This is a genomic window from Rhodoferax sp. LS1P39 (assembly GCF_056521425.1).
Genome location: NZ_JBWMAV010000013.1, coordinates 49,673 through 69,902, shown reverse-complemented (window position 1 = coordinate 69,902; position 20,230 = coordinate 49,673). Strand labels below are relative to the sequence as shown.

Annotated in this window: 15 protein-coding genes; 13 read left to right on the top strand and 2 right to left on the bottom strand. The window is 64.1% G+C overall.

Annotated features, from left to right (window positions below):
* Positions 1 to 112: 112 nt before the first annotated feature.
* From AC097O_RS18520 to AC097O_RS18485, 8 genes are all read left to right on the top strand, one after another.
* The gene (locus tag AC097O_RS18520; RefSeq protein WP_479594349.1) at positions 113 to 6,169 is read left to right on the top strand and encodes a tetratricopeptide repeat protein; all 6,057 of its coding nucleotides are present in this window, start codon (positions 113 to 115) and stop codon (positions 6,167 to 6,169) included.
* Positions 6,166 to 6,945 carry a glucose-1-phosphate cytidylyltransferase gene (rfbF, locus tag AC097O_RS18515; RefSeq protein ID WP_479594348.1) on the top strand — a complete coding sequence of 260 codons (780 nt, stop codon included), beginning with the start codon at positions 6,166 to 6,168 and terminating at the stop codon, positions 6,943 to 6,945. Before AC097O_RS18520 ends, rfbF begins: the two co-directional genes overlap by 4 nt.
* Complete coding sequence (gene rfbG / locus AC097O_RS18510) at positions 6,930 to 7,994, top strand: CDP-glucose 4,6-dehydratase (protein ID WP_479594347.1); 1,065 nt, start codon at positions 6,930 to 6,932, stop codon at positions 7,992 to 7,994. The genes rfbF and rfbG overlap by 16 nt, the downstream gene beginning before the upstream one ends.
* A 71-nt stretch (positions 7,995 to 8,065) precedes the next feature.
* On the top strand, positions 8,066 to 8,614 hold the full coding sequence (locus AC097O_RS18505; protein WP_479594346.1) for a dTDP-4-dehydrorhamnose 3,5-epimerase family protein: 549 nt from the start codon (positions 8,066 to 8,068) through the stop codon (positions 8,612 to 8,614).
* Complete coding sequence (locus tag AC097O_RS18500) at positions 8,611 to 9,840, top strand: methyltransferase domain-containing protein (RefSeq protein ID WP_479594345.1); 1,230 nt, start codon at positions 8,611 to 8,613, stop codon at positions 9,838 to 9,840. The genes AC097O_RS18505 and AC097O_RS18500 overlap by 4 nt, the downstream gene beginning before the upstream one ends.
* A complete protein-coding gene (locus AC097O_RS18495) occupies positions 9,837 to 10,727 on the top strand; it encodes an NAD-dependent epimerase/dehydratase family protein (protein ID WP_479594344.1) in 891 nt (296 codons plus the stop codon). Before AC097O_RS18500 ends, AC097O_RS18495 begins: the two co-directional genes overlap by 4 nt.
* Complete coding sequence (locus tag AC097O_RS18490; RefSeq protein ID WP_479594343.1) at positions 10,724 to 11,470, top strand: class I SAM-dependent methyltransferase; 747 nt, start codon at positions 10,724 to 10,726, stop codon at positions 11,468 to 11,470. The genes AC097O_RS18495 and AC097O_RS18490 overlap by 4 nt, the downstream gene beginning before the upstream one ends.
* A 50-nt stretch (positions 11,471 to 11,520) precedes the next feature.
* The gene (locus AC097O_RS18485) at positions 11,521 to 12,300 is read left to right on the top strand and encodes a cephalosporin hydroxylase family protein (RefSeq protein ID WP_479594342.1); all 780 of its coding nucleotides are present in this window, start codon (positions 11,521 to 11,523) and stop codon (positions 12,298 to 12,300) included.
* A 101-nt stretch (positions 12,301 to 12,401) separates the two neighbouring features.
* Here AC097O_RS18485 and AC097O_RS18480 read toward each other — a convergent pair whose 3' ends face one another.
* Complete coding sequence (locus AC097O_RS18480; protein WP_479594341.1) at positions 12,402 to 13,625, bottom strand: flagellin; 1,224 nt, start codon at positions 13,623 to 13,625, stop codon at positions 12,402 to 12,404.
* A 240-nt stretch (positions 13,626 to 13,865) separates the two neighbouring features.
* Between AC097O_RS18480 and AC097O_RS18475 the strand changes: the two genes are divergently transcribed.
* From AC097O_RS18475 to AC097O_RS18460, 4 genes are all read left to right on the top strand, one after another.
* Entirely contained in the window at positions 13,866 to 15,086 is a 1,221-nt protein-coding gene (locus AC097O_RS18475) for a flagellin N-terminal helical domain-containing protein (RefSeq protein WP_479594340.1), read from the top strand.
* Between the two features lie 181 nt (positions 15,087 to 15,267).
* Positions 15,268 to 16,746, top strand: a complete 1,479-nt coding sequence (fliD, locus tag AC097O_RS18470) for a flagellar filament capping protein FliD (protein ID WP_479594339.1) — start codon at positions 15,268 to 15,270, stop codon at positions 16,744 to 16,746.
* An 81-nt stretch (positions 16,747 to 16,827) separates the two neighbouring features.
* The gene (gene fliS / locus AC097O_RS18465) at positions 16,828 to 17,238 is read left to right on the top strand and encodes a flagellar export chaperone FliS (protein WP_315190839.1); all 411 of its coding nucleotides are present in this window, start codon (positions 16,828 to 16,830) and stop codon (positions 17,236 to 17,238) included.
* Between the two features lie 28 nt (positions 17,239 to 17,266).
* Complete coding sequence (locus tag AC097O_RS18460; RefSeq protein WP_315190836.1) at positions 17,267 to 17,566, top strand: flagellar protein FliT; 300 nt, start codon at positions 17,267 to 17,269, stop codon at positions 17,564 to 17,566.
* Between the two features lie 296 nt (positions 17,567 to 17,862).
* Here AC097O_RS18460 and fliE read toward each other — a convergent pair whose 3' ends face one another.
* Positions 17,863 to 18,180, bottom strand: a complete 318-nt coding sequence (gene fliE, locus AC097O_RS18455; RefSeq protein WP_315190833.1) for a flagellar hook-basal body complex protein FliE — start codon at positions 18,178 to 18,180, stop codon at positions 17,863 to 17,865.
* 229 nt (positions 18,181 to 18,409) lie between these two features.
* Here fliE and fliF point away from each other — a divergent pair, with 229 nt between their 5' ends.
* Positions 18,410 to 20,227 carry a flagellar basal-body MS-ring/collar protein FliF gene (gene fliF / locus AC097O_RS18450; protein ID WP_479594338.1) on the top strand — a complete coding sequence of 606 codons (1,818 nt, stop codon included), beginning with the start codon at positions 18,410 to 18,412 and terminating at the stop codon, positions 20,225 to 20,227.
* Positions 20,228 to 20,230 lie beyond the last annotated feature (3 nt).

Here is a 20,230-nt window from a genome sequence, read left to right as displayed (position 1 = left end):
CTGTGTGCACCAGGAGAAGAGGCCCAAAACGGCAGCTAATCGGGCTTTGCACTGGCCAAGTCGTCGTTATCCTTGTTCACCAGACACTCCCCGCGCTCCAGGCGGCAAGACCATGATCGACGCAAGCACCGAGGCATCCAGCCCACAGCACACCGGTATCTCCGCCGTGGACGGTTGGCTGGCGCAGGCCATTGAGGCCCACCGGGCCCTGGACTTTGCGGGTGCGGAGGCTGCATACCGTGCTGTGTTGGAGCATGAGCCTGAACATGCCGATGCGAGTCACAACCTGGGGGTGCTGCTGGCAGTGCAACTGCTGCGGCCCCTGGAAGCCCTGCCTTATTTTGAAGCCGCGCTGAATGCCGATGCAGAGCGGCCCCAGTTCTGGTTCAGCTATATCGATGGCCTGGTGCGCAGCCAGCATTTCGACCTGGCCCGCCAGGTGCTGCCATTGGCTCAGGGACTGTCCGTGGCCATGGTCAATGCGCTGACTGAACGCATGCCCGCCGTGGCGGCAGAGCCCCCGCCGGTGGCTGCGGCCATCCAGGAGCCTACCCAGGCTGAAAAGCAGGCCTTGGTGGACCATTTCCGACACAAGAATTACGAGCAAGGCGAGGCGCACGCCCGTGCCATGGTGCAGCGCTACCCCACCAGCGGCTTTGCCTGGAAAGCCCTGGGCACCATGCTGCAGCCGCAGGGCAAGAAGGAAGAGGCGTTGCAAGCCAAGCAGCGCGCGGTAGACCTGCTGCCCGGTGATGCCGAAGGCCTGTGCAATCTGGGCCGGGCGTATTTCGAGCTGGGCCGGATCGCCGAGTCGATTGCCGTTTTCCGCACTACCGTGGCGGTGCAGCCCGACTATGCCGAGGCCTTCAACAACCTGGGCCTGGCCTTCAATGCCGATGGCCAGATCCACGAGGCGCACCGCTGCTTCGAGCGCGCCATTGCGCTGCAGCCCGACTTTGCCGAGGCCTACAACAACCTCAGCGGCATCTTCAATGCGCACGGCCAGATCGACGAGGCCATAGATGCCCTGGAGCATGCGATTGCCGCCAAGCCCGACCACCGTGTGGCCTTTGACAACCTGCTGTTCGTCGCCAACTACCACCCCGATGCCAGCGCCGAGGCCCTGTTTGCCCGTTACCGTGACTTCGACCGCCGCTTTGGCCAGCCGCACCGCGCCGCCTGGGCCCCGCACGCCAACCCTCCCGCCGTAGGCCGCCGCCTGAAGGTGGGTTACGTGTCGCCCGACTTCCGGCACCATGCCTGCACCTTCTTTATGGAGCCGCTGTTGGCGCACCACGATGCCAGCGTGGTGGACGTGTACGCCTATGCCGAGCTCACCCAGGAAGACGCGGCCACCCAGCGCTACCAGCGGTATGCCGAGCACTGGGTGCCCACCCGGGGCATGACCGACGCAGCCCTGGCCCAGCGCATCCGCGCCGACGGCATCGACATCCTGGTCGATCTGGCGGGCCACACGGCGGGCAACCGGCTGGGCGTATTCGCATTGAAACCGGCCCCGGTCGCGTTGAGCTGGATGGGCTACGGCTACACCACCGGCCTGCAGGCCATCGACTACTACCTGACCGACGCGGCCAGCGCACCCGCGGGCTGCGAGCACCTGTTTTCCGAAAAGCCGTGGCGGCTGCCCGGTAGCTACACCGCTTACCGTCCCAGCCCGTCCATGGGCGAGGTCAATGCCTTGCCCGCCCTGGAGCGCGGCTACCTGACCCTGGGCACGCTGACACGCGGCGTGCGCATCAACCACCGCACCATCCGCGTCTGGGCCGCCATTCTGCTGCGCCTGCCCACGGCGCGGCTGGTGATCGACAGCAGCTCGTTCAAAGATGCCAGCGTCCAGCAGGCCGCAATTGCAAAATTCATAGCGCACGGCATAGATCCGGAGCGCGTGGATGTTGGTTTTAATAGCCCGCCCTGGGATGTGCTGCGCGGCATCGACATCGGACTGGACTGCTTTCCGCACAACTCGGGCACCACCCTGTTCGAGTCGCTCTACATGGGTCTGCCGTTTGTGAGCCTGGCGGGCCGCCCCAGCGTGGGCCGTATTGGCAGCGCCATCCTGCACGGGGTGGGCCATCCCGAGTGGATTGCCGACAGCGAAGACGACTACGTGGACAAAGTGGTGGCGCTGGCCAGCGACCTGCCCGCCCTGGCCCACCAGCGCGCCACCCTGCGCTCGCAGATGCAGTCCAGCCGCCTGATGGATGAGGCGGGTTTTGCCCGCCAGGTGGAAGCGGCGTACAGCCAGATGTTTGCCCATTGGGAGGCTGCGCCCAAGATTCAGGCCCCGGCCCTGCGGTTCAAAGGCAAAAGCACCGAGCCCAGCCTGGACGACATGAAGCTGCTGACTTCGTTTTTTGAGTCGCGCGACTTTGCCGCCGGGGTGGTGGCCGCCCGCGCCATGGCCCAGCAGTACCCCCGGCACGGCTTTGGCTGGAAGGCCCTGGGGGCCCTGCTGCAAGCCAGTGGCCAGGCCGAGGAAGCGCTGGCGGCCAAGCAGCGGGCAGCAGAACTGATGCCGCAGGATGCCGAAGCCGCCTGCAACCTGGGCCATTCATTGCAAGACCTGGACCGCACCACCGAGGCTGAGGCATCCCTGCTGCGCGCCCTGGCGCTCAAACCCGCCTACCCCGAGGCCCTGAACAACCTGGCCATCACCTGCCAAAAAATGGGCCGCCTGGTGGAGTCCGAGGCCCACTTCCGTGCCGCCCTGGCCCTCAGCCCGGGACACCAGGGCATGTTCGACAACCTGCTGTTCACCCTGAACTACCACCCCGGCCACAGCGCCGAAGAGATTTTTGCCAGCTACCAGGCCTATGAGCAGCGCTTTGGCGCACCGCACCGCGCCCACTGGCAGCCGCACCGCAATGACCGCAACCCGGCACGCCGTCTGCGGGTCGGCTATGTGTCGCCCGACTTTCGCAGCCACTCCTGCACCTTCTTCATGGAGCCCCTGCTGGCCCACCACGATGCCGCGGTGGTCGAGGTCACCGCCTATGCCGACCTGGCCCGTGGCGATGCGGTCAGCCAGCGCTACCAGGGCTATGTCGACCACTGGGTGCCCACGCGTGGCATGACAGACGCGGCCCTGGCCGAGCGCATCCGCGCCGATGGCATCGACATCCTGGTCGATCTGGCGGGCCACACCGTGGGCAACCGCCTGGGCGTGTTTGCCCGCAAACCGGCCCCGGTGTCCTTGAGCTGGATGGGCTACGGCTACACCACCGGCCTGCGCGCCATTGACTACTACCTGACCGATGCCGCCAGCGCGCCACCGGGCAGTGAGCACCTGTTTTCCGAAGAGCCCTGGCGCTTGCCCGGCTGCTACACCGCCTACCGCCCCGGCACCGCCATGGGCGAGATCAACGCCTTGCCTGCCTTGGAGCGCGGCTATGTCACTCTGGGCACCCTGACCCGGGGCGTGCGCATCAACCACCGCACCATCCGGGTTTGGGCGCAGATCCTGCGGCAGCTGCCCACCGCGCGCCTGGTGATCGACAGCCGATCGTTCAAAGATACCGGTGTACAGCAGGCCACCATTGCAGAATTCATAGCGCAGGGGATAGATCCGGTGCGCGTAGACGTGGGTTTTAACAGCCCACCCTGGGACGTGCTGCGCGGCATCGACATCGGGCTGGACTGCTTTCCGCACAATAGCGGTACCACCCTGTTCGAGACGCTCTACATGGGCCTGCCCTATGTGACCCTGGCCGACCGGCCTAGCGTGGGCCGTATCGGCAGCGCCATCCTGCAGGGTCTGGGCCGCCCGGAGTGGATCGCCCAGACCGAAGCCGAATATGTAGAAAAGGTGGTGTCCCTGGCCCGCGACCTGCCCGCGCTGGCGCAGTTGCGCGCCACGCTGCGCGGCCAGATGCAGGCCAGCCCGTTGATGGATGAGGTGGGCTTCACCCGCCAGGTGGAGCAAGCCTACCGCCAGATGTTTACCCGCTGGGTGGCCGACGTGGCCCCTGGCGACGTAGAGGCCACGCCCAGCCCCGAAGCCATGAACGCCCTGGTGCGCTTGTTCCAGGAAGAAGCTTTTGACCAAGGGGTGGACGCGGCCCGCGCGCTAGTGCAGCGCTACCCCCGCCACGGCTACAGCTGGAAACTGCTGGGCTCCTTTTTGCACCGGCAAAAACAGATGGAGGAGGCCCTGCAGGCCAAGCAGCGCGCCGTGGCCTTGCTGCCCGAGGACACCGAAGCCCTGTTTAACCTGGCCCTGGCGTACGCAAACCAGGGGCTGATGTCGCAGGCCGAGCATTGCTACCGACGCGTCATTGCCTTGCAGCCTAGCGATGCAGAAGCCCACCACAACCTGGGCCTCGCCCTGTTTGGCCAGGGCCGCCGCGATGAGGCCCTGCCGTGCTACCGCGAAGCCCTGCGCCTGGATCCCGATTTTGTGCAGGCCCACATCGGCCTGGGCGGGCTGCTGCAAGAGGCCGGCAAGGTGGTGGAGGCCGAATCCATCTGGCGCAGCCTGTTGCGGCTCAAGCCCGACGACATGCAGGCATCGCTCTTCCTTAGCCGCTGTCTGCAACGCCAAGGTCGCCGGGCCGAGGCCGAGGCCTGCATCCGCAGCGCGGTCGTGGTGAAAGAGGACGACTACGAGAGCTACTTCCACCGGGGCAACTTCCTCGGTGAACTCGGACTGCTGGTCGAGGCCGAAGCCGACTTCCGCCGTGCGCTCGAGATCCAACCTGGATCCGTGCCGGTGATGAGCAACTTGGGAGCTAACCTGAAAGAGCAGGGCCGCCTGACCGAGTCGGAGGCCGTGCTCAGTGAGGCTGTGGCGCTGGATCCGACGTTCGCCGCCGCCTGGGCCAACCATGCCATCGCCTTGCTCATGCAGGGCCGTTTGGCCGCCTGCCAGACCAGCTTTGTCCGCTCCCTGGAGCTGTGCGATTACGCCGCTCCCATCTACTCCAGCCTGCTTTTCGCCCTGAACTACGACCCGGACAAAACCGGCGAAGAGATCTTCACCCACTACCGCGACTTTGACCGCCGGTACGGCCAACCGCACCGCGCCGCCTGGGCGCCGCACACCAACCCGCCCCGCGCAGGCCGCCGCCTGAAAGTGGGCTACGTCTCGCCCGACTTCAAAAACCACGCCTGCAGCTTCTTCATGGAGCCACTGCTGGCCCACCACGATGCGGCGGTGGTGGAGGTCTATGCCTACGCCGAACTCACCCACGAGGACCACGCCACCCTTCGCTACAAGCGCTATGTGGAGCACTGGGTACCTATCCGGGGCATGACCGACGCATCCTTGGCCCAGCGCATCCGGGCGGACGGCATCGACATCCTGGTCGATCTGGCGGGCCACACGGCGGGCAACCGCCTGTCCATGTTTGCCCGCAAACCGGCCCCGGTGTCGATGAGCTGGATGGGCTACGGCTATACCACCGGTCTGCAGGCCATCGACTACTACCTCACCGACGCGGCCAGCGCCCCGGTGGGCTGCGAGAGCGTTTTTTCAGAACAACCCTGGCGACTGCCCGGCAGCTACACCGCCTACCGTGCGCCCGCTGCTGCCATGGGCGAAGTCAGCCCCTTGCCCGCCCTGGAGCGAGGCTACGTGACGCTGGGCACGCTGACGCGCGGCGTGCGCATCAACCACCGCACCATCCGCGTGTGGGCGGCGATATTGCTGCGCCTGCCCACGGCCCACATCGTCATTGACAGCAGCAGCTTCAAGGATGCTGCGGTGCAACAGGCTGCCGTAGACCGCTTTGTTGCCCAGGGTATAGCCCCCGAGCGGCTGCACATCGGCTACAACAGCCCGCCCTGGGACGTTCTGCGCGGCATCGACATTGGGCTGGACTGCTTTCCACACAACTCGGGCACCACCCTGTTCGAAACGCTGTACATGGGCTTGCCGTTTGTGAGCCTGGCGGGCCGCCCTAGCGTGGGCCGCATCGGCAGCGCCATCCTGCACGGTGTGGGCCACCCGGAGTGGATCGCCGATAGCGAAGACGACTATGTCGAAAAAGTGCTGGCTTTGGCCGCCGACCTGCCCGCCCTGGCCCATTTGCGCGCTAACCTCAGGGCCCAAATGCAGGCCAGTCGCCTGATGGACGAAGCAGGCTTCGCCCGCACCGTAGAGGCCGCTTACCAGGACATGTTTACCCGTTGGCAGGAGACACACACATGAAAGCCGTAATACTGGCCGGTGGCCTGGGCACCCGGATTTCCGAAGAAACCCACCTGCGCCCCAAGCCGATGATCGAGATCGGTGGCAAGCCCATCCTGTGGCACATCCTGAAGATGTACTCCGCCCACGGCGTGAACGACTTCGTGATCTGCTGCGGCTACAAGGGCTACATCATCAAGGAGTACTTCGCCAACTACTTCCTGCACATGTCCGACGTGACCTTCGACATGGCCAACAACCGCATGGAAGTGCACCACAAGCACGCCGAGCCCTGGAAGGTGACCCTGGTGGACACGGGAGACGACTCCATGACCGGTGGCCGCTTGAAGCGCGTGGCCGACTACGTGCAGGACGAAGAGGCCTTCTGCTTCACCTATGGCGATGGCGTGTCCGACGTGGACATCACGGCCAGCATCGCCTTCCACCACCGGCACGGCAAGCTGGCCACCGTCACCGCTGTACAGCCCCCGGGCCGTTACGGTGCCTTGCGTATGCAGGGCGAGGTGGTGCAGGGCTTTACCGAGAAGCCGCGCGGTGGTGATGCGGGTGGGGGCTTGATCAACGGCGGTTTTTTCGTGCTCTCGCCCCAGGTGTTGGGGGGCATCGCGGGTGATAGCACCAGCTGGGAGGGCGAGCCGTTAACCCGCTTAGCCGCCGAAGGCCAGCTCATGGCTTTTGAACACACCGGCTTCTGGCAACCCATGGACACCCTGCGCGAAAAGAACCTGCTCGAAGAACTCTGGCTGTCCGGCAAGGCCCCATGGAAAACATGGTGATGTGGCAGGACACCCCCGTTTTCCTCACCGGCCACACCGGTTTCAAAGGCGGCTGGCTGGCCCTGTGGCTCCACGCGCTGGGGGCCAAGGTGCACGGCTACGCGCTGGACCCGAACACCACGCCCAGTTTGTTTGAGGTGGCCCGGGTGGCCGAGGTACTGGCCAGTGATACCCGGGCCGATTTATCTGATTTGAATGCGTTGCAAGCGGCGTTAACTGCCGCCCAGCCCACCGTTGTATTCCACCTGGCCGCCCAGCCCTTGGTGCGGGCCAGCTATGCCGACCCGCTGGGCACTTTCGCCACCAACGTCATGGGCACGGCCCACCTGCTGGAGGCCGTGCGCACGGTAAGTAGCGTGCGCGCCGTGGTGGTGGTGACGACAGACAAGGTCTACGACAACCGCGAATGGGTCTACCCCTACCGCGAAAGTGATGCCCTGGGCGGGCACGACCCCTACAGCGCCAGCAAGGGCGCGGCAGAAATCGTCACGGCCAGCTACCGCGCCAGCTTCTTCCACACGCCCGGTTCGGCGCAGATCGCCACCGCCCGCGCGGGCAATGTGATTGGCGGTGGCGACTGGGCGGCCGACCGCCTGGTGCCAGACTGCCTGAAAGCCTTTGCCGACCAGCAGCCGGTGCAATTGCGTTTTCCGGGCGCGGTGCGGCCCTGGCAGCATGTGCTGGAGCCGCTGTCGGGCTATCTGCGCCTGGCCGAGGCTTTGCTGAATGGCCCCGCTGCTGCCAGCGCCTGGAACTTCGGCCCCGACGCGCGCGGCGATGCCACCGTGGGCCAGCTCGCCCAGAGACTGGCCGCGCAGTGGGGGCAGGGCGCACGCGTTGACATGCCAGAAGGCGGCCAACATCCGCATGAAGCCGGCCAGCTGCGCCTGGACATCACCCGCGCCCGCGCCGAACTAGGCTGGCAGCCGCGCTGGAGCCTCGATGTAGCCCTGGCCCAAACCGTCGCCTGGCACCGCGCCTGGTTGGTCGGCGACGACATGGCTGCCGCCAGCCGGACGCAGATAGCTGCGTATGGACGGTTGGAGTAATTGCTATGTTTAAAGTAGCTTGTCACGCTTATGGAATAAGCGCTAGGGCCCTATTTGATGCCTAAACTTGTATGAGCCGCTTTGTGCTGCACCCCACCACTATCGCAGGCCTGGTCGCCATCGAGCGCCTGCCGCTGGGCGACGCGCGCGGCTTTCTGGAGCGGCTGTTCTGCGCCGACGACCTGGCCCCCGCAGGCTGGACCGGCCCCATTGCCCAGATCAACCACACCTTCACCGCCGAGCAAGGCACGGTGCGCGGCGTGCACTTCCAGCGCGCCCCGCACGCCGAGGCCAAGCTGGTCAGCTGCCTGGCGGGCGCGGTGTGGGACGTGGCGGTGGATCTGCGGCCCGGATCGCCCACCTATCTGCACTGGCACGCCGAAGAGCTGTCTGCCACCAACCACCGTACGCTGCTCATCCCCCCCGGCTGCGCCCACGGCTTCCAGACGCTGAGCGCCGACGTGCAGATGCTGTACTGCCATTCCCAGGCCTACGCCCCGCACAGCGAAGGCGGCCTGCACCCCCAAGACCCGCGCCTGGGCATCCAGTGGCCGCTGCCGGTACACGGCCTGTCGCCCCGCGATGCCAGCCACCCATTCATTGAAGGAGAGCATTCGTGAAATGCCGCCATTGCGCTACGGAACTGACCCTGCCGTTCCTCGACCTGGGCAGCGCCCCGCCCAGCAACGCCTACCTCACCGAGGCCAGCATCAACGCCCCCGAGGTCTGGTACCCCCTGCGCCTGCTGGTGTGCCAACACTGCTGGCTGGTGCAAACCGAAGACCACGCCGGGCGCGAGGCCCTGTTCACTGACGACTACGCCTACTTCAGTAGCTTCAGTACCTCCTGGCTGGCCCATGCGAAAAGCTATGTAGAGGCCATGCAGGCCCGCTTTGCCCTGGGCGCGCACAGCCAGGTGGTCGAGATTGCCTCCAACGACGGTTACCTGCTGCAATACGTGCAGGCTGCAGGCGTACCCTGCTATGGCATCGAACCCACCGCCAGCACCGCCGCAGCGGCCAAGGCCAAAGGCATTCATGTCGTCGAACGCTTTTTTGGCGTGGCGCTGGCGCAGGAACTGGCCGCCCAGGGCTTGCAAGCCGACCTGACTGCCGCCAACAACGTGCTGGCCCACGTGCCCGACATCAACGACTTCGTGGCCGGGTTTGCCGTGCTGCTCAAGCCCCAGGGCGTGGCCACGTTTGAATTTCCGCACCTACAGCAAATGGTGCAGCAGTGCCAGTTCGACACCGCCTACCACGAGCACTACTCTTACCTGTCGCTCACCGCCGTGCAGCGCATCTTTGCGGCCAACGGCCTGCAGGTGTTCGACGTGCAGGAGTTGCCCACCCACGGCGGCAGCCTGCGGGTGTTTGCCCAGCGCGCCGACACCGGGCAGCAACCGGTCGCCCCCGCCGTGCAGCAGGTGCTGGTGGCCGAGACGGCTGCGGGCATGCAAACCTCAGACTTTTACAGCCAATTTGGCCTCCAAGCCATGCGCATAGCGCGTGAGCTGCTCTCGTTTTTGGTCAGCGCCGCCCACGCAGGCCACCCGGTGGCTGCCTACGGAGCCGCCGCCAAAGGCAACACCCTGCTGAATTTTGCCGGGGTGCGACCGCACCTGCTGCCCTATGTGGTGGACAAAAACCCGGCCAAGCAGGGCAAGTTTCTGCCGGGCAGCCGCATCCCCATCCTGGATGAGTCCTTTCTGCGCGCCCAGCAGCCGCGCTACGTGCTCATCCTGCCGTGGAACCTGCAAGAGGAAGTCATGGCGCAGCTGGCCTACATCCGCGACTGGGGTGGCCGCTTCGTCACCGCCGTGCCGGGCCTGGCCATCCACGTATGAAGATTTTGCTCACCGGTGCCAGCGGCTACCTGGGCCGCCACGTGCTCACCCACCTGCGCCAGCAGGGGATAGACGTGGTGGTGCTGGGCCGTAGCCTGCCTGCGGGCTTTGACGATGTGCCCCTGGTGCACTGCGATCTGTTGGATGGCGTGAACCTGGCGCAGGCGGTGCAGCAAGCCGGGGCGACCCATCTGCTGCACCTGGCCTGGACCACCGAGTACGGTGTCTACTGGACATCCCCGCTCAACTTCCGCTGGGCCGATGCCACGCTGCGTCTGCTGCAGGCCTTTGCCGACGCGGGCGGCCAGCACGTAGCCATCGCGGGCACTTGTGCCGAATACGACTGGGCGCAAGGGACTTTGGTGGAAGATGTCAGCCCCTACGCTCCCGCCACCCTGTACGGCGTGGTCAAGGATGCCACCCGCCGCATGGCGACTGCTTTGTGTGCACAGCGCGGCGTGTCGCTGGCCTGGGGCCATATCTTCTTTCCGTTTGGTCCGGGCGAAGCGCCGCAGCGCATGCTGCCCTCGCTGGTGCGGGTGTTCCAGGGCCAGGCGGCACCATTTGGCGTGAACATTGCCGCCTACCGCGGCATGCTGCCCGTGGCCGATGCCGCCAGCGCCCTGGCCATGCTGCTGGTGCAGGGCTGCCAGGGCAACTTCAATATCTGCTCCGGCCAGCCCGCGCTGATCGGCGATGTCGTCAAAACCCTGGCCCGCCTGTGCGGTGCCGACCCCGGCCCGGTGCTGGCGCTGGCCTCCGCCCGTGCCGGTGACCCGCCGGTGCTGGTGGGCGACACCACCCGGCTGCGGGCTACCGGCTGGCGGCAGCAATCCACGCTGGAGCAAGGCCTGGCGGCCATGCTGAACCACGAAAGATCCAGATGACTCCCAACCATATGAACAACCTGTTCTACGGGTTGGCAGACCGCCCTGCATTCATCAAAGGCGTGCAGCATGCCATCGACCAGATCAGCGACCCGGGGGGGATTTACGCAGGCGATAACCTGTTTGCCTACCACCGCAACCTGGGTTTTCTGGAGGACGAGGCCTTGATGGCATCCGCACAGAAGAACGCGACGGATGTCGAGCGGGGCATTCTGTGGCGCACTTCCATGCTTCTGTGGGCGGCCCGTAATGGCCTGCACCTGGAAGGCGACTTTGTGGAATGCGGTTGCTACAAAGGGACCAGCGCCAAAGTCTTGGTCGATGCGCTGGACTTTGGCAAGCGTGAGAAGCAATATTTCCTGTACGACTTGTTTGAACACAACGCGGCCATGCCGCACCACGCCATGCCCGCGCACGGCTCGGAGCTGTACGACTCCGTGGTCCAGCGCTTTGCCGATACCCCCAACGTGCGCGTAATCCGGGGCAAAGTGCCAGAGGTGCTGGTGGACCATGCGCCCGAAAAAATCGCCTTCCTGCACCTCGATCTCAACAGTGCCGAGGCGGAAATCGGGGCCTTGGAGGTTTTGTTTGACCGCATGGTGCCAGGGGCCGCCCTGGTGCTGGACGACTACGGTTGGGTCTACTACCGCGCCCAGAAGCTGGCCGAAGACCCTTGGCTGGCTGCCCGTGGCTACCATGTCGCCGAACTTCCCACAGGACAGGGACTGGTGATCAAGCGCTAGTTGGGGCCTGTCTGAAATCATCCATTTATCCACACCCATTAGGAGCTGCCATGACCCCCGAACAACAATTTGCCGCCGAGCGTGCCGAACGCCTGGCTGGCTACGCCCAGGACACCGCGTTCAAAGACCTGTCGCGCCAGTGGCTGCAGACCTCGATGGACAAAAAATACGTCTACAACTACGACTGGCTGGGCCGCCCCATCATCCAGTACCCGCAGGACATGGTGGCGATCCAGGAACTGGTGTGGACGGTGCGGCCCGACCTGATCATCGAGACCGGCATCGCCCACGGCGGCTCGCTCATCCTCAGCGCATCCTTGCTGGCCATGCTGGACATGTGCGATGCCATCGACAGCGGCAGCACCATCGACCCGCGCAAGTCGGCCCGCAAGGTGATCGGCATCGACATCGACATCCGCGAGCACAACCGCGCTGCCATCCTGGCCCACCCCATGGCCAGCCGTATCCAGATGGTGCAGGGCTCGTCCATCGCCCCCGAGGTGGTGGCCCAGGTGCGCGAGGCGGCGCAGGGTTACAAGAAGGTGATGGTGTTTTTGGATTCCATGCACACCCACGACCATGTGCTGGGCGAGCTGGATGCCTACGCGCCGCTGGTCAGCCCCGGCAGCTACTGCGTGGTGTTCGACACCTTTGTGGAAGACATGCCGCCCCATTTCTTTGCCGACCGCCCATGGGACGTGGGCAACAACCCCAAAACGGCCACCCGCCAGTGGCTGGCCCAGCACCCCGACTTCGCGGTCGATACCACGATGGAGTCGCGCCTGATGGTGACGGTGGCCCCCGAAGGGTTTTTGCGCCGGGCCGGATAATTGCTCTTATTTCGATAGCTTCCCGTGCTTGTCTTATAAGCACGGGCAGCCGTTTTGACGTAAAAAAGGCCCCGAGGGGCCTTTTTGCGGTGGGGGGCTGTTTACTGCTGCAGCAGCGACAGCACACCCTGCGGCAGCTTGTTGGCCTGGGCCACCATGGCGGTACCAGCCTGTTGCAGGATCTGGGTGCGTGACAGGTTGGCGGTTTCCATCGCGAAGTCGGCATCCACGATGCGGCCCTTGGCGGCGGCCAGGTTTTCCACCTGGATGCTGATGTTGCTCACCGCGCTCTCAAACCGGCTTTGCAGCGCACCCAGGTTGGCGCGGGCCGAGTTCACCTGGTCGATGGCGGCATCGATCTTCTTGATCGCCACCCAGGCATTGCGCTGGGTATCGATGCTCAGCGTGTCGATACCCAAGGCATCGGTAGAGGTATTGGTGGCACTGATCTGCGAGGCCAAACTGGCGGCAGCAAAACCGGTGCCGGTGGCCGAGAAGCCCGCCAGGGTGACCGCGGCCGGGTCGCCATTGGCATCCAGCCTTTGCGACACCAGATCAAAGCGGTAGCTCTGGTCGTCGTTTTGCGACAGATAGGCAGTGACACCGGTGTCGGACGATTTGCGGTTGATGGCTTCCACCACCTGGCCCATGCGTTCTTCGCCAGAGCTGGCGGCCTTGACGGAGCCCAGATCGATGGCTGCGGCAGAACCGGCCACCGAAATGGTCAACACATTGGAGGCAATAGAGGTCAGCACGGTGACGCTGCTGGCGGCCACGGCGCTGGCCGACTGGTCATAAGCGTAGGCCACATCGGCCAGGCCCTTGGCGGTGGAATTGGTCAAAGCCCCCAGGGAAGCCACATCGCCCGAGTTGGCACCCACCTGGAACACCGCACCGGCAAAGGAGCCGTCCAGAATCTTTTTGCCGTTGAACGAGGTTTGCTTGGCAATGCGGTCGATTTCATCGGTCAACTGGCCCACTTCGGCCTGCAGCGCGGCGCGGTCGGCCTTGCTGTTGGTGGCGTTGCCCGCCTGTACCGCCAGTTCGCGCATACGCTGCAGCATGTCGCCGACCTTGCCCAACGCGCCTTCCGCGGTTTGCGCCAGTGAAATGCCGTCGTTGGCGTTACGGGCACCTACCGTGAGGCCACGCAACTGGGTGGTCATGCGTTCCGAAATGGCCAGGCCCGCAGCATCGTCCTTGGCGCTGTTCACACGCAAACCAGATGACAAACGCTGCATGGAGGTCGCCAACGACGCGCCCGAGGTGGTCAGGTTGCGCTGTGCATTCAGCGAGTTGACATTGGTGTTGATCGTGGCAGCCATTGCGGAGCTCCTTTAAGGAAAATGTGGGCCAAAGCCGGTTGAGGTCAGCTCAGCTGGCCAACGACCATGAGCGGTAAGTAAATTGTGGTCATTCAGGCCCGCGCTGTAGCGCGGATAAGCGGCAAGAAAACCCCGGTTATTTACGCGTTAGCCCTAAAGTTTTCGCGCGGACACCCGAAAACCTATCCAACGGGCCTTTTCACTGGTTCGTCATTGGACCCACACCTTAGGAGCTTTGAAATGACCACCACTATCAATACCAACGTCAATTCGCTGAATGCACAGCGCAACCTGATGGCTTCGGGCGGTTCGCTCGCCACCTCCATGCAGCGCCTGTCTTCCGGCCTGCGTGTCAACAGCGCCAAGGACGATGCGGCTGGCTTGGCTATTGCAGAGCGCTTTCAAGGCCAGATCAAGGGTTTGAGCGTCGGCGCACGTAACGCCAACGACGGTATCTCGCTGGCGCAAACCGCTGAAGGCGCGTTGGGCAAGGTCGGCGACATGCTGCAACGTATGCGTGAACTGGCCGTGCAGTCCAGCAACGCCACCAACAGCAAGGCCGACCGCGCCGCGCTGCAGGCCGAAGTGGCCCAACTCACCGACGAAGTGGACCGTATCGCCAAGCAAACCTCGTTCAACGGCCGCAAGGTGCTGGACGGCACGTTTGCCGGTGCCGCCTTCCAGGTGGGTGCCAACGCCGGTGACAACATTACCGTGGGCGCACTGACCAACTCCACCGCCAAAGGCTTGGCCGATGTGGCCTATTCGTTTGACCAGTCGGCCAGCGCGGTGGATGCCAGTTCCGTCAGCACTTTGGCGACGATTGCCACCGGTGTATTGACCATTTCCATTACCGGCGGTGCCACGGTTGATCTGGGTGCCATTGCTGCCGCTACTTCGGGTTCGGAGCGTATGGGTCAGGTCGTGGAGGCCATCAACCGTAAATCGTCCGACACCGGCGTGACGGCCTTCCTGTCGGTGAACGACACCGGCACCTACCGTATCGACCTGATGTCCGAAAAGCTGGACTCGGCAGGTGATGCCGCCGTCGTGACCCTGTCTGCTGGCTTTACTGTGGCCACTACCGGCAAGGCAACGGGTGTTATCGCCTCTGTCATCAACGCCACCAACACCACTACCGATGCACTGGGCATCGATAGCCTGACGGTCGACACGCAACGCAACTCCTGGGTGGCTATCAAGAAGCTGGACGCGGCCATCAACCAGGTCAACTCGGCCCGTGCGCAACTGGGTGCTCTGCAAAGCCGGTTTGAAAGTGCTACCGGCAACATCGCCATCAGCGTGGAAAATCTGTCCGCATCGCGTGGTCGGATTGTGGATGCCGACTTCGCCTCGGAGACCGCCAACTTGTCGCGTACCCAGATCCTGCAACAGGCCGGTACCGCCATGGTGGCCCAGGCCAACAAGCTGCCACAAAGCGTGTTGTCCCTGCTGCAATAAGACGCAAAGGCACCGCCTCTTGCATACCGCTAAAGGTTTGCAAGGGAGTCAATAGGTGCTAAAACTGAAAGGCGGATAAAGGAACCCCCTTTATCCGCCGTTTTGCCTTTTGGAATGCGGATACAAATACGCCTATTCGCAGCCATCGTTCCGGCAGCACGTCATTGGTCTGGAGAAAATCATGGGTATTTCATCTACAGGTATCGGCAGTGGTCTGGATGTCGAAGGCATCATCACCAAGCTGGTCGCGCTGGAAAAGCAGCCCCTGACCACCCTCCAGACCAAGGCCACCTTTATCCAGACCAAGATCTCCGATTACTCGCAGATCAAGTCGCTGATGTCCACCGTGACCGATGCCGCCACCAAGCTCACCCTGGACAGCGGCTGGAATACCGTGTCCGTGGGCTCCAGCAACAGCGCGGCCGTCAGCGCGTCGGTCACCGGTATTGCCAGCGCCACCAGCTTCAGCGTGGGCGTGCAGCAACTGGCCAAGGCCCAGTCCACGGTGTCGGATGCCGTCACCGCCAGCACGGCGGTGGGCTCGGCCGGCACGCTGACCCTGCAACTCGGCACCTGGGGCCCGGCCCGGGCCAACGCCACGGGCAGCCTGTTCACCCCGGGCACTGCGGCCAGCGTGAATGTCACCGTGGCCGCCACCGACACCCTGGCCCAGATAGCGGCCAAGATCAACGATACGGGTTCAGGCGTAGTGGCCACCGTGCTCACCGATGCTTCGGGCGACCGCCTCATGCTGCGTCCGGCCAGCACCGGCGAGGCCACCGGCTTTCGCGTGCAGGCCAGCGACACTGGCGACGGCAACAACACCAACGATACCGGCTTGTCGGCCCTGGCCTTTGACCTGGACCTGGACCCCGGCAACACCGGCACGCCCTCTGTGGCCGCCTACGGCATGGGGGCCAACACCTACCAGGCCGGGCAAAACGCCAAGGCCACCATCAACGGCATCGCGGTGACCTCGGCCAACAACAGTTTCAAGGACGTGGTGGCGGGCCTGACCATCACCGCCAGCACGGTGACCACCAGCGATGTGGAGCTGACCACCACCAACGACAAAGCCACGCTGACCAAGAATATTCAGGCCTTTGTGGATGCCTACAACGCCATCAACAAATACCTGGCAGATGCCACGGCTTTTGATGAAGCCACCAAGAAAGCGGGCAACCTGCAGGGTGACTCCACCGCCATCGGCCTGCGCAACTCCCTGCGCAGCCTGTTGGGCACGGGCGTGGTGGGCGGCAGCAGCACCCGCCTTTCGCAGATCGGCCTGAGCATCTCCCGCGATGGCAGCCTGACCGTGGATGCCACCAAACTCAGCACCGCGCTGGACACCCCGGCCAACGTCAAGACGCTGTTTGCCCAGAAGAACACCGACAGCTCTACCAACGGCATTGCCCGCAAGATCAAAACCTTTGCCGACGGCATGCTGGCCTTCAGCGGCGGCTTGAACAACAAGTCCGATGCCTTGGCCAACGAAACCAAGCGCAACACCACCGACCAGGACAAGGTGAACGCCCGGGCTGTTGCGGTGGAAAAGCGCCTGCGCACCACCTACACCGCGCTGGACACCAAGATGGCCGGGCTCACGGCACTGAGCACTTACATCACGCAGCAGGTGGAAGCCTGGAACAGCACGAAGTAATGGCAATTTACGCAATGGGGCTTGAGTTTTTGAATGCGCTGCCGATAACTAATACATCAAGTTCAAATGGATGCCCCCACCATGTTTACACCCGTAAGTGCCCGTGCAGCCTCCGCTTACAAACGCGTGGGTGCCCAAACCAGCATCGAAGGCGCCAGCCCCCACCAGGTGATCTGCCTGCTGTTCGAAGCGCTGGTCCAGTCCCTGAACTCCGCCCGTGGCGCCTTGGCGCGCGGCGATATGGAGCTCAAGGGCCAGTCGATCAGCAAGGCCGTGCGTATTTTGGAAGAAGGCCTGAAAGCCGCTTTGGACGTGGAGTCGGGCGGCGACCTGGCAGTCAACCTGCGCGGGGTCTACAACTACAGCATCCTGCGCCTGACCACCGCCAATTTGAAGAACGACATTGCTTTGATTGAAGAGGTAACCCAGTTGATCGTGCCTGTATTCGATGCCTGGAAAAGCATCTCCGTGCCCCCTGTCGGCAACGCCTAAGCCCCACCCACTTTGCCGGACCCAGACCATGTCACAAATTCTGATTGACTACTACAAAGCCATCGAAGACAGCAGCCACAAGATGCTGAAGGCCGCCCAGATCGAAGACTGGGACGAGGTGGTGCGCTACGAGGGTGCCTGCGCCGTGCTGATCGAGCAGCTGCGCCACCAGTCGCAGGCCGACCAGCTGACCCCCGAGAACCGCACCGAAAAAGCCCGCATCATGCAGCGCATCCTGCGCAACGATGCCCAGATCCGCTGCCTCACCGAGCCCTGGATCCAGCAGTTCGAGCAGATCCTGGAGCGCAAGCCACAGTTGCTGCATTGATGAAATTGATAGCTGCTTGCGCTTATGGAATAAGCGCTAGCAGCTGATTTGATGCATAAAAAAGCCCCAGAAATGGGGCTTTTTCTGTTGGTGCGATGGACAACAGCAGGTGCTATGAATAATAGAGCTTCTCATGCCGATGGAATGGGCGCTGGCAGTCTAAAAAGCATTGAATCCACTAGGCAGATACCCCTTCGTGAACTGCGCAGGACTGGCTTTGCCAGACTGCTGCAGTTGCCCCCTGCAAGGGGGTTGGCGAAAGACGCGAAGCGCTGCAGCCTGGGGGCGTGCCTATTTCAGACCTGCATGTTCATGATGTCGCTGTAGGCCTGCACCATGCGGTTGCGCACGTGCAAGGTGGCCTGAAAGCCGATCTGCGCCTTCTGGATCGCCACCATGGTTTCTTCCAGGCTGACGTTCGGGTTTTCCATCTGCACTTCTTTTTGCAGCCGGGTGGATTCGTTCTGCGCCGCGCTCACCTCGGCCAGCGCACCCCGCAGAGCGGTGGAAAAGCCGGGCCCTTTGGCATCCGCGATGGCGGGTGTGGATGGGCGCTGCACCGCGCCCGTGCGGGTGGGAAGGGTGGTTGAAACAGGAGACAGGCGGAGATCCATGGCAGTTCCCTCCAGGGGATGGATACGAATGCCCTGATAGTAGATGGCCGCGGCGGGTGTATGGTGCTGAAAAGGCAGCCAAAACCCTGGCTTATCAGGGCGCTGCCGCAGCGGCTTGCCAGAATAATCAAGCTGTTAATTGATACAACTTGTCTGGCTCGGGGTGCTCTGCACCCGAGTCCATGCAAGTTGATGGAGCAAGCTCGCGCCATACCACCCGGAAAGCATGATGTCTGCAGTCGCCGAAATACCCGCACCGACCCTCTCGCCACTGACGCAACGGCTGTCCAACCTGGACCGTACGCAGCGGATGCGCTTGGGCGCGGGCATTGCTTTGCTGGTGGTGGGGGTGTTGGTGGCGGTGCTGATGGGGCGGCAGCCCGAGTACAAGGTGCTCTACACCAACCTGGCCGACAAGGACGGTGGTGCCATCGTCGCCCAGTTGTCGCAGATGAATGTGCCCTACAAGTACACCGAAGGCGGCGGTGCCATCATGGTGCCCGCCGAGAGAGTGCACGACACCCGCCTGCGCCTGGCCTCGCTGGGGCTGCCCAAGGGCTCGGTGGTTGGCTTCGAGCTGATGGAGGCGAATCGCTTCGGCATGACGCAGTTCCAGGAGCGGCTGGCCTTCCAGCGCGGGCTGGAGGGTGAGCTGACCCGCTCCATCCAGGCCTTGTCGTCGGTGTCCAGCGCCCGGGTGCACCTGGCCCTGCCCAGCCAGAACGGATTTTTCAGAGAGCAGCAAAAACCCTCGGCCTCGATTCTGGTCAGCCTGCAGCCCGGCCAGACCTTGGACCGCACGCAATTGGCCGGCATCGTGCACCTGGTCGCGTCCAGCGTGCCCGAAATGCTGCCCGCTGCCGTCAGCGTGCTGGACGACACCGGCAAGCTGCTGTCGCAGTCACCCGACGGTGCCAGCGGTGCCGATGCCGAGCAGCTCCAGTATGTGCAGCGCATCGAGCAGCAGTACAGCCGTCGCATCCTGGAGATGCTGGAGCCCATCGTGGGCCGCCAGAACGTCAAGGCCCAGGTCACGGCCGAGGTCGATTTTTCGCAGGTGGAGTCCACCGCCGAATCGCACCGACCCAATTTGTCCAGTGACGCCAGCGCCGTGCGCAGCCAGCAGGTGGTGGAAACCGGTGCGGGTGCCCAGGGCGCACCGCAGCCCAGTGGCATCCCCGGTGCCACCACCAACCAGCCACCGGCTTCGGCCACCGCGCCCATCAACGGCCAGGCCGTGCCGCTGCAGGCGGCAGGGGGCGCGGCCAACGCGGCGGGGGGCGCGGGCGCAGCCGCCGGTGCCAAGCGCGAATCGGTGACCAACTACGAAGTGGACAAGACGGTGCGCGTGGTGCGCGGCGGCTCCGGCTCGATCAAACGCTTAAGCGCCGCCGTGGTGGTGAACCACGCTGCCGCCACCGACGACAAGGGCGCAGCCACCACCAAAGCCCTGACCGAGCAGCAAATCGAGCAAATGACGGCCCTGGTGCGCGAGTCCATCGGCTTCAACAAAGACCGGGGTGACTCGGTCAACCTGATGAACGCACCGTTCTTGGTGGATGTACCGGTGGTGGACAACACGCCGCTGTGGAAGCAGCCCGAAACCCTGGAGATGGCCCGCAACCTGGCCTGGCCCGTGGGTAGCGTGCTGTTGGCTTTATTGGTTATTTTTGGCCTGGTGCGTCCTGCCTTGAAGGCCATGGTCACGCCGAAATCGGCCACACCGGGTTCCGTGGCGCTGGGTCCGGACGGCAAACCGCTGCTCGGTTCGGATGGCCGGCCGCTGATGGTGGGCCCGGATGGGAAGCCCATCGTGGTGGGTGCGGACGGACAGCCCCTGGCGCTGGGTATGGGGCCGCTGGGTGGCCCGCTGGATGCGCTGGTGGCAGGCGATACGCCGCGCGGCACCATCATCGGCCCCGACGGCATCCAGACCCTGGCGCCCACCGACCACCAGTTGCGGCTGGAGGATGCGCGCCAGCTGGCCCGCACCAATTCCACCGCCGTGGCCAATATCGTGAAAAACTGGATCAACGGCGAAGACTGAGGC